The 8,648-nt window shown below is 36.4% G+C and carries 8 protein-coding genes; 3 read left to right on the forward strand and 5 right to left on the reverse strand.

Annotated elements, in window-relative coordinates; genetic code table 11:
- Window positions 1-83: 83 nt before the first annotated feature.
- The 4 genes from ASG21_RS16030 to ASG21_RS16045 form a co-directional block, all read right to left on the reverse strand.
- On the reverse strand, window positions 84-794 hold the full coding sequence (locus tag ASG21_RS16030) for a TonB C-terminal domain-containing protein (protein WP_056082800.1): 711 nt from the start codon (window positions 792-794) through the stop codon (window positions 84-86).
- A gap of 65 nt (window positions 795-859) precedes the next feature.
- Entirely contained in the window at window positions 860-2,059 is a 1,200-nt protein-coding gene (lysA, locus tag ASG21_RS16035; protein ID WP_056082803.1) for a diaminopimelate decarboxylase, read from the reverse strand.
- A gap of 254 nt (window positions 2,060-2,313) precedes the next feature.
- On the reverse strand, window positions 2,314-3,537 hold the full coding sequence (locus ASG21_RS16040; RefSeq protein WP_056082807.1) for a 3'-5' exonuclease: 1,224 nt from the start codon (window positions 3,535-3,537) through the stop codon (window positions 2,314-2,316).
- A 127-nt stretch (window positions 3,538-3,664) separates the two neighbouring features.
- The gene (locus ASG21_RS16045; protein ID WP_056082809.1) at window positions 3,665-5,191 is read right to left on the reverse strand and encodes a helicase HerA-like domain-containing protein; all 1,527 of its coding nucleotides are present in this window, start codon (window positions 5,189-5,191) and stop codon (window positions 3,665-3,667) included.
- Window positions 5,192-5,479: 288 nt separating this feature from the next.
- Between ASG21_RS16045 and ASG21_RS16050 the strand changes: the two genes are divergently transcribed.
- The 3 genes from ASG21_RS16050 to ASG21_RS16060 are packed head-to-tail and all read left to right on the forward strand — an operon-like array spanning window position 5,480 to window position 7,574.
- A complete protein-coding gene (locus tag ASG21_RS16050) occupies window positions 5,480-6,889 on the forward strand; it encodes an MBL fold metallo-hydrolase (RefSeq protein ID WP_056082811.1) in 1,410 nt (469 codons plus the stop codon).
- A complete protein-coding gene (locus ASG21_RS16055; protein WP_056082814.1) occupies window positions 6,890-7,255 on the forward strand; it encodes a rhodanese-like domain-containing protein in 366 nt (121 codons plus the stop codon). It begins immediately after the preceding gene.
- A 19-nt stretch (window positions 7,256-7,274) separates the two neighbouring features.
- Entirely contained in the window at window positions 7,275-7,574 is a 300-nt protein-coding gene (locus ASG21_RS16060) for a thioredoxin family protein (RefSeq protein WP_056027470.1), read from the forward strand.
- Between the two features lie 129 nt (window positions 7,575-7,703).
- On the opposite strand, the gene ASG21_RS16065 is transcribed toward ASG21_RS16060, so the two are convergent.
- Window positions 7,704-8,456 (reverse strand): nitrilase-related carbon-nitrogen hydrolase, encoded by a 753-nt coding sequence (locus tag ASG21_RS16065; RefSeq protein ID WP_056082817.1) that lies wholly within the window; start codon window positions 8,454-8,456, stop codon window positions 7,704-7,706.
- Between the last annotated feature and the right edge of the window lie 192 nt (window positions 8,457-8,648).

The following is an 8,648-nucleotide window of genomic DNA, read 5'->3' on the forward strand; positions in this document are numbered from 1 at the left end:
TTCTGCTCAGGAACTTAGTCAGGATTTTATAATTCTAATTCAATTTGTTACAGATTAAATCAAAAGATTTATTTCTAAAAACATTAAAGACTGATCGTCAGCGGCAACCTGAAATGGCTTTTGACAGGTCTTCCGTGGATGTTACCAGGTGTCCATTTATTTTTAACCTGAGCTACACTTTTCACGATCATATCATCAAATTCTTTAAGTCCGGATGACTGTTCAAGTTGAATATCACTCATTTCTCCGGCCATATCAATGATGAATCTGACCTGAAGTCTGACTGTACTTTTAAATTTAAAACGCGACAGGTCAACGCTTTTCGCCACTTTCTTCCTGAAATTATTAATCCCTCCATCATATTCCGGCATTTTATAATCCTTTGCAGGATCGTAACCTTCCGGCAACTCGCCAAACAGCTCGTCAGGAATAATCCAAAAACTGGTCTGTGCCGCCACCTTTTGACCATCAACTTCAGCAGGTTTCCAGCCTTTTAAATATTTTGCAACCTCTCTCGAAAGATCGTGAGTACATTTGTTTCTGTTCAGAGCCTCCTCATTTTCTTCCTTTACATATTTTACTGTACTATCAGGATAGACAACCAATTTAAATGAATACATTTCATTTTTATCCTCACAAGGTTTAAGATTCTTTTCCTTCAAAACTTTATGATAATCTTTATAGAACTGTATGTTTCCACCATGATAATCATCCTGATCTTTTGGGTACCGGTCTAAAATCTGCGCAATGGAAAAGCTACTGGTCAAAATAAAAAACAACACTATTTTTTTCATCTGTATTTTTTTCAAATTTAAAAAAAATTCAAATTTTAATTTTGGTGTTTTAAGATTTAACAGAATTATAATATTTCAATCTGGTTTCTCAACAAATCTTCAAACTCATCTCTTTTTCTGATCAGATGAGCCTTTCCGTCTAAAAACAGAACCTCAGCAGGTTTTAATCTTGAATTAAAATTGGAACTCATCTCAAAACCGTAAGCACCAGCGTTGTGGAAAGCCAACACATCGCCTTCCCTCACTTCATTTAATTTTCTGTCCCACGCGAAAGTATCGGTTTCACAGATATTTCCGACTACAGTATATATTCTTTCGGCACCTTTTGGATTGGATAAATTTTCAATCTGATGATAAGAATCGTAGAACATCGGACGGATCAAATGATTAAATCCGGAATTTACTCCGACAAAAACTGTTGCTGTTGTCTGTTTAATCACATTGGCTTTTACCAGTAAATGACCGCTTTTTCCAACCAAAAACTTGCCCGGCTCAAACCAAAGTTCGAATTTCTTACCTGTATTTTTTGAAAATTCTGCGATTACTTTTTCTACTTTTTTACCTAAGGTTTTCACATCCGTTTCCTCTTCGCTGTCCTGATAAGGAATTTTGAAACCACTTCCCATATCCAGATATTTCAGATTCGGGAAATGTTCAGAAAGTTCAAGCATAATTTCAAGAGCCTGAAGGAAAACATCCGGATCTTTAATTTCGCTTCCCGTGTGCATGTGAAGCCCTTCTACATTGAGATTTGTAGATTTCATCACCCTTTCGATATGACGAACCTGATGAATGGAAATACCGAATTTAGAATCGATGTGTCCTGTTGAGATTTTATAGTTTCCGCCTGCAAAAATATGCGGATTGATTCTTACCAAAATCGGATACGTGTTTCCGTATTTGTTTCCGAACTGCTCAAGAATAGAGATGTTATCGATGTTGATATGAACCCCGAAGGTCATCGCCTCCTCGATCTCAGCCAGGTCGACACAGTTTGGCGTGAACAGGATTTTTTCTTTTGGGAAACCTGCTTTTAAACCCAATTTAACCTCATTAATGGAAACACAATCCAGAGAAGCACCGAGGTTCTTGACGTATTTCAGAATATTGATGTTGGTCAGTGCCTTTGCAGCGTAGAAAAACTTAGTGTGTTTCAGAAACGAAGATGTAAGTTTTTCGTATTGTATTTTGATGGATTCTGCATCGTAAACATACACCGGTGTGCCAAATTCATTGGCGATCTTCAATAATTCTTTTGAGGTCATATTTTAAATTTTACATAAAAAAAGGCAGATTCTTCGGAAAGAGTCTGCCATAACATTATTTTTTCATGCAACGCAACTCTTAGGTATTCCAAACCTTTGAAAACTTTACAGCTCCCTTCTTACCGGTTTGTTTTTGTTTAAAATTCTGCATTGCTACTTTTAATTCTTTTGCAAAAATACTATTTATTTTGAGAAATTGAATCTGAAACTTCATTCCTGCTGACAAAATTGTGCATGAACACAAAAATATTCTTCTATTTCGGCAATGGTAAGGTTTCGAAATCACCGCGGAGCAGTGCTATCTGAAGATCATTAACCAAATCCGAAGACTGAAAACAGGTGTCAATTTTTAGTTTTGATATTTTACTTAAAGTCTGAATCTGTGTGAAAAGTTCGTAGAAACCATAAGATTTCACCTTTCCCTGTTCGATAATGATGAACAGTTTTTCACCTAATTTTCTGCCTGCGCCAAGCCAAAGTTCGTTTCTTTTCTTAAATTCAATGGTATTCTGAAGGACTTCAGCGAATTCAAATTCAGGTTTTGTGGCTAAAAACTGAATCGCTTTGGCTCCCTGAGTGTAAGATTTAAATTTAATGATAGGCTTTTCGGTCTTATTCAGTTTTGTTTTCTCAACTACATACTGACTGTTTCTGAAATAGAGTCCGTAAGGAAAAATATCTCTTTTTCTGATATTTTTGGAGTTCAGAATCAGTTTTGCGATAATTTCCGTCCCGGTAAGTTCAAAATTAATCTGCTCAACAGCTTTCTGAATTGGCTCCCACTTTTTAGATTTGGAATTAAAAATCTTCTTCGAAAATTTGTTGATGTCCTGAGCGTGCTCCGAAAAAATAATTTTCCCGTTCCCGTCCTGAAAGTAAACAAAACCCTTTTCGTTAGGCAAATCCTGAGTTAACAGCTTTATTTTGTTAATATAAGTCTTTGCATTGGTCTCATCATGCTGTTTCTGAATAATCTCATTTTCAGTATCCTTTGAAACCAAAAGTTTGAAAAGTTCCAGGGTTGCTCTGGCATCACCGTCTGCTCTGTGTGCATTTGTCAACGGAATTCCTAAGGATTTCACCAGTTTTTGAAGCGAATAGCTTACCTCATCTGGAATCAGTTTTTTGGCTAAAGGAATTGTATCTAAAGTATTGATTTTGAAATCATAACCAAGCCGCTGAAACGACTGACGAAGCATTCTGTAATCAAAATCAATGTTGTGCCCTACCAGGGTTGTACCTTTTGTAATTTCAACCACTCTTTTTGCCAGTTCATGAAATTTCGGAGCGGTTTTCACCATTTTCGGGCTGATATTGGTCAGTTTCTGTACAAAAGGAGTGATATCACTTTCGGGATTGACCAGCGAAATAAACTGATCCACAATTTTATGACCGTCATATTTGTAGATGGCAATATCAATAATGCTTTCTTTCCTGAATCCCGCACCATTACTCTCTATGTCTATAATTGAATACATTATATCTAAATAAATCTTCTTTTCTTAATTGCCAAACCTTTACAACAATCAACGATAACTCTGCTTCAGTGGTTTGACCAATCTGCTAAAATAATAAAATTAATCATAAAGCCTGAAAACCGTACCATTATCTTCTCCGTTTTCCTAAGCCCAACATTCCCAAAATCGCTTTCGCACCTTCACGCATCAAAGTGTTGGCAAATGTTCTTCCTGCTCGGCTTTTTAACACCTGCTCAAACATTCCCGGTTCTTCTTTTACAGGTTTTGTTTTTTGTGTTGGACTTGAATTTTCAACTGCCTGCTCCATTCTTTTTACTAAAATTTCATACGCAGACTCGCTGTCGATTGGTTTTTCATATTTTGAAACAAGTGCTGATCTTGAGGTCAGTTCTGAAACTTCAGCATCATTCAGAACATCCATTCTGGATTCAGGAGAAATCAGATATGTATGAACCAATGGCGTTGGAATTCCTTTTTCATCCAAAGCGGTGACAAAAGCCTCACCAATTCCTAGGTTTTGAATTAATTCTGAGGCATTGTAAAATTCTGTGGTTGGATAATTTTCTACGGCTTTTGAAATTTCTTTTTTATCTTTTGCGGTAAAACCTCTCAGCGCATGCTGGATTTTTAAACCTAACTGTGAAAGCACATTTTCAGGAACATCACCCGGAATCTGAGTAATAAAATAAATTCCAACCCCTTTTGAACGGATCAGCTTCACCATCGTTTCAATTTGTGAAACCAGTGCTTTTGAAGATTCATCAAAAATCAGGTGCGCTTCGTCTATGAACAGAACCAATTTAGGTTTTCCGCTGTCGCCTTCTTCAGGGAAAGTCATGTAAATTTCAGCAAAAAGCGAAAGCATAAATGTGGAGAAAAGCTGTGGTTTATTTTGAATATCGGCAACTCTTAAAATATTAACAACCCCTTTTCCATCTCTCGTTTCAAGCAAATCATGAACATCAAAGCTCAGTTCTCCGAAGAAATCTGCAGCTCCCTGCTGTTCCAGTGCAACAATCGACCGTAAAATTGCGCCCAAAGAAGCCGAAGCAATTGAACCATAATTTGCGGACAATTCTGCTTTACCTTGAGGATTATCAGTTACATATTGGAGAACTTTCTTTAAGTCATTTAAATCAATTAAAGGCAAACCTTTGTCATCACAATATTTAAAAACAATTGACATGATACTTTGCTGCGTATCATTCAGTTCTAAAATTTTGCTTAATAAAACAGGCCCGAATTCTGTGACAGTAGCTCTTAACTTCACCCCTTTTCCTCCCGAAATACTCATCAATTCAACGGGGAAAGCCTGCGGATTATAAGGCAACTGTGTTTTTGCATAACGTTCTTCAATGATAGAATTCATTTGTCCGGATTCGGCAATTCCTGAAAAATCACCTTTAATATCCAGAACCAAAGAAGGAATTCCTGCGTGAGAAAGCTGCTCGGCGAAAACCTGAAGTGTTTTTGTTTTTCCGGTTCCCGTGGCTCCGGCAATCAGACCGTGACGGTTTATGGTTTTAAGAGGAATGGTAACGTTGACTTCTGTGACTACATCACCGTCCAGCATTCCTTTTCCCAGAATTATATGTTCTCCCTTTGGAGTGTATCTTTTTGAAAGTTCGTCAATAAATTTTGTTTTGTCTGCCATTTGATATTTTTAACATCTAAAGGTAATTATTTTTGTAAAAACTGCCATTTCAATTTTGTGAATTTCTTAATAATCTAATTTTAAAATGAATATAGTTGAATATGATATAAAACAGTCTACAATTTTTATCAACTTCTATCTTACGCTTAGTCGTTGAATTTTAATGAGTTCCACATAAATTGAAAATATGAAAATTTTACAATCGAAAGAAACTATCAATCAGAATTATCATTTCTTTATAATTAATTCATTACTTTGTAACCTTATAATTATCTTAAATACAACTCAATGAAAATTGAACAAATATATACAGGTTGCTTGGCACAGGGCGCATATTACATCGTATCAGGAAATGAAGCAGCAATCATAGACCCGCTTCGTGAAGTAAAACCTTACCTGGACCGCCTTGAAAAAGACAACGTGACTTTAAAATATATATTTGAAACTCATTTTCACGCAGATTTTGTCTCAGGACATTTAGATTTAAGCAAAAAAACAGACGCGCCCATTGTTTACGGACCGACTGCAAAACCTGAATTTGAGGCTATCATTGCAGAAGACAATCAGATTTTCGAAATCGGAAATATAAAAATTAAAGCCCTTCATACTCCCGGTCACACAATGGAAAGCACGACTTACCTTCTGATCGATGAAAACGGTATTGAAACAGCCATTTTCACAGGAGATACTCTATTTTTGGGAGATGTTGGCCGTCCCGATCTTGCGCAAAAAGCAGGAACGATGACTCAGGAAGATCTTGCCGGAATTTTATATGAAAGTCTGCACAGCAAAATTTTACCGCTTGATGACAGCATTACGGTTTACCCGGCCCATGGCGCAGGTTCGGCTTGCGGAAAGAATATGCAGAAGGAAACGGTTGATATTCTGGGCAATCAGAGAAAAACCAATTACGCACTGAATCAACCGGATAAAGAATCTTTCATTAAGGAAGTCTTAGATGGCCTGACGGCTCCGCCAAAGTATTTTGGGATGAACGTGGCGATGAATAAAAATGGCTACGAAAGCCTTGATGATGTGATGGATAAAGGATTAAACCCAATTTCTGTGGAAGATTTTGAAAGTTTTGCCGAAGAAACCGGAGCTTTGATTTTAGACACGCGCGGTCCTGCAGAATTTCATAAAGGATTTATTCCGAACTCTATCAACATCGGTCTGAAAGGTGATTTTGCACCATGGGTTGGAAGTTTAATCGTCGATGTAAAACACCCTCTGCTTTTGGTTGCCGACGAAGGAACTGAAGAAGAAGTGATTACGAGATTAAGCAGAGTTGGTTTTGATAATGTTGTTGGCTATTTAAAAGGAGGTTTCAGTTCATGGAAAAATTCTACAAAGGAAATTGATGAAGTGAAAAGAATTACTCCGACTGAATTTGTAGAACAGTTTAATGAACATTCAAAAATCATCGATGTAAGAAAAATCGGAGAATATTCTGCAGAACATATTGATAACGCATACAGCAGACCTTTAGATACAATCAGCGACTGGGTTTCAACAGTTGATGATTCTGAGCATTTCTTTTTGCATTGCGCCGGAGGTTACCGAAGCATGATCGCCGCAAGCATTCTCAACTCACACGGAATCAGAAACTTCACTGAAATCGAAGGTGGATTTAATGGTATTAAAAAAACAGAAAAACTTCCGGTTTCGGATTTTGTCTGTCAGTCTAAAATGCTTTAAATGAAGACCTTTTTATTTGGAATTATTCTTGTGGCATTCTTCTCACTGAATGCCTGTAAAACTGCGTCTGCACAACAGAATATTGCCAAAACAGATATCAAAGAACTTGTAAAAGATCCAGAAACTATCTTAGTTGACGTACGTATTCCGGAGCAGTATGCAGAAGGAACAGCTAAAGACGCCATAAATATTCCTTTGGCGGAAATCCAGAACAAAGCAGAATCTTTAAAAGGTAAAAAAGCAGTCGTTTTCTGCAACAAAGGGATTCAGGCAGATGACGCTGTGGAAATTTTAAGAAAGAACGGCATTGAAGCGTATGATGGCAAGACTTTAGACAACATCAAAGCCATTCAGAATTTAAAGTAAAATATTAAATGAAATTATTATGTCACAAAAATTTCAGGAACTTATAGAATCAGAAAGACCCGTATTGATCGATTTTTTCGCGACATGGTGTCAGCCCTGTAAAGTACAGTCATCAGTTTTAACGACTGTGAAAGAGAAAGTAGGTGAAGGTGCACGAATTGTTAAAATTGACGTTGACCAATACCCTGCAATTGCTTCCCAGTATGGCGTGCGTGGCGTTCCGACTTTAGCGGTTTTCAAAAAAGGAGAACTGCTGTATAAAGAAAGTGGCGTGCATGATGTAAACCGTTTGACGCAGCTTTTGGAGCAGTATATTTAGGTTGAGGCTAAGATTTAGGTTAAACGTGAAAATATTTTTTACCCACAGATCACACGGTTTTTCACAGATTTTCACGGATTTTTATTTACAATCATCCGTGAAAATCTGTGAAATCTTTGGGATTGACTTCTAAATCTTAATTTCAAAATCGTCCCGGTCATTCAGGAACTGAAAGTGATTTCTAAAATCTTTTAATTCTTCCAAGCTTAATTCCGCAGAAACAAGATTTCCATTTTTCTCTGAAATCTCTTTTCCGTCTGCAAAAAAACAGTGCGAACTTTCCTGATAAAAAAGATCATTTCCATCGGTTCCGATCCTGTTTAAACCAAAAACATAAGATAAATTTTCAATTGCTCTCGCTTTTAGAAGATGCTCCCACGCTTCCACTCTTTTTTCAGGCCAGTTGGCAACATATAAAATAGCATCATAATCATCATTATTTCTTGCAAATACAGGAAATCGCAAATCATAGCAAACCTGCAGCAGAAAACGAATTCCAAGATATTCTACAATTACTCTTTCTTTTCCCGGTTTATAAATTTTATCTTCTCCCGAGAACGAAAACAAATGTCTTTTATCGTAAAAAGTAACTTCACCTTCTGGTTTCACAAAATACATTCTGTTAAAAAAACTTCCATCAACTTCTACAGAAGCACTTCCTAAGAAAGCAGCATTTTTCTCTTTTGAAATTTTCTTTAAAAACTCCAGAGATTCTTCATTTTTATCTGAAACTTCAGCAGCATCCATACAAAAACCCGTGGAGAACATTTCAGGAAGAAGAAATAAATCTGCTTCCTGATTTTGAAGCTGACTTTCGATCAATTCAAAATTTTCATTTTTATTCTTCCAGACGATGTTGAGATTTAAACCTTTAATTTTCATAAGCTTTCAATAAAGTTCTTAAAATTACGGCTTTCAATTTTAAACAGGCCTAACTTTAATGAAAAATGCTGAGGTAGATATCAGAATGTCTGCTGCTGAATCTGAAAATTACTTCATTAATTTAAAAAGCAGTCCAAGCTTATATAAATCTAGATAATGAAGACTTTTATCACCTTTCAAAAGTTTTTTTTT

The sequence above is a fragment of the Chryseobacterium sp. Leaf394 genome, from assembly GCF_001424105.1.
Taxonomy (GTDB): Bacteria; Bacteroidota; Bacteroidia; order Flavobacteriales; family Weeksellaceae; genus Chryseobacterium.